Raw genomic sequence first — 1,995 nt, forward strand, 5'->3', positions numbered from 1 at the left:
GCGAGTACCATCTGATGCACCGCCTGGTGGAAGAGAACGGTGTTCTCGATGTATGCCGGGAGTTGGGTATCGGCTTTGTACCATACAGCCCAATCAACCGTGGATTTTTGGGAGGCTGCATCAACGAATACACGGTCTTCGATGTAAACAACGACAACCGTCAGACCCTGCCGCGTTTCCAGCCGGAAGCGATGCGTGCGAATACCCACATTGTAAATGCGCTGCAAGCTTTCGGGCGCACACGGGGCATGACCTCGGCACAGGTGGCTCTTGGCTGGTTGCTTCAGAAAGCACCGTGGATCGTACCGATTCCGGGAACGACAAAACTGTCTCATCTGGAGGAAAACCTGCGCACACTCGACTTCAACATCAGCTCCGGGGATTGGAAAGAACTGGAGGATACCGTGGCTGCTATTCCCGTTGTGGGAGACCGGTACAATGCCGAACAGCAACGTCAGGTCTTCCAGCCGGAAGCGATGCGTGCGAATACCCGCATTGTAAATGCACTGCAAACTTTTGGTCGCACACGGGGCATGACCTCGGCGCAGGTGGCTCTTGGCTGGCTACTTCAGAAAGCACCATGGATCGTACCGATTCCGGGAACAACAAAACTGTCTCACCTGGAGGAGAACCTGCGCACACTCGACTTCAACATCAGCTCCGAGGAGTGGAAAGAACTGGAGGATACCGTGGCTGCTATGCCCGTTGTGGGAGACCGGTACAATGCCGAACAGCAACGTCAAGTAGGCCGATAAGGAATCAGTAAATGGTAGTATAATCCGTAATTTGTCTACCGGCAGAGCGAAGAAGCTGCCTTACTTTTGCATTATAAATAAAAACCAAGAATATGAGACCATATATAATCAGTCACATGATGACTTCGGTCGATGGCCGCATCGACTGCCCGATGGTCGGGCAACTGAGTACGGATGAGTATTACATAGCCTTGGAAAAACTGGGGCCTTGCTCGAAACTGTCAGGACGGATAACTACCGCACTCGAATGTTCCGCCGTCAAAGAGGAAAGTACCCCCATGGAGGGAACTCCGATAGGTCATAAATCCGTATATGTCGCCAGTAAGGCACAAAAAACGACAACAACAAAATATATAAATTCAACCGGTATGAAACCATTGGAATTGACGCAGGAATGAGATAAGACCTTTCCGTAGAGCGATAAGGTGGAACATACGAGAATCACGTTCCACAACCGCTACGGCATTACGCTTGCCGCAGACCTTTACAAGCCGAAAAATACGCAAGGACATCTGGCAGCCATTGCCGCCAGTGACCCTTACGGTGTGGTGAAAGAACAAGTGTCAAGCCGTTATGCCCAGACGCTTGCCGAATGAGGTTGATCCACGTATTAAAGCGACGGTAATATCCACTATGTACGGTATGAACCGAGTTAAAATAATTCAACAACAATCTTACTCTAAAAAAAATAACAATATGGATAAAAGAAAATTAGGACAATTGGAAGTATCTCCGATAGGAATGGGATGTATGGGATTCAGCCACGGTTACGGACAAGTGCCGCCCGAAGCGTATGCCATAGAAGCAATCCGCAAGGCATATGACTACGGCTGCACGCATTTTGATACGGCGGAAGCCTATGGCAAAGAACAATTCTATGCCGGACATAACGAGGAGTTGGTGGGTAAAGCTGTCGAGCCGTTCCGTAAGGAAGTGGTGCTCGCCACCAAATTTCATATTGGTGAACTCCCGAAGCCGGACGGGACGAATCTCTACCGGGAAGTGCGTCGGCATCTTGAAGATTCCATGAGCAGACTTCGCACGGATTATATCGACCTGTATTACCTGCATCGCATCAATGAGACGGTCCGGCTTGAGGATGTGGCAACCGTCATGGGGCGGCTTATTCAGGAGGGATTGATACGTGGTTGGGGATTGTCGCAAGTATCGGCCGACCAAATACGGACGGCGCATGAGGTTACTCCCTTGTCTGCCGTCCAGAACATCTATTCGATGGTGG

2 protein-coding genes and 2 pseudogenes are annotated in these 1,995 nt (G+C 50.4%); all 4 read left to right on the plus strand.

What is annotated here, in order from left to right; translation table 11 throughout:
* Positions 1-755, plus strand: a 755-nt coding sequence (locus QVP90_RS11875; protein ID WP_288204400.1) for an aldo/keto reductase, incomplete at its 5' end; no start/stop codon positions are given.
* A 92-nt stretch (positions 756-847) separates the two neighbouring features.
* Positions 848-1,096 (plus strand): annotated as a pseudogene (locus QVP90_RS11880) (5-amino-6-(5-phosphoribosylamino)uracil reductase); the annotation flags it as partial.
* Between the two features lie 27 nt (positions 1,097-1,123).
* Positions 1,124-1,348: pseudogene (locus QVP90_RS11885) on the plus strand (alpha/beta hydrolase); the annotation flags it as partial.
* Between the two features lie 103 nt (positions 1,349-1,451).
* Positions 1,452-1,995, plus strand: a 544-nt coding sequence (locus QVP90_RS11890; protein WP_288204402.1) for an aldo/keto reductase, incomplete at its 3' end; no start/stop codon positions are given.

The sequence above is a fragment of the Bacteroides sp. CAG:189 genome (genome assembly GCF_000432295.1).
Taxonomy (GTDB): domain Bacteria; phylum Bacteroidota; class Bacteroidia; order Bacteroidales; family Bacteroidaceae; genus Bacteroides; species Bacteroides salyersiae.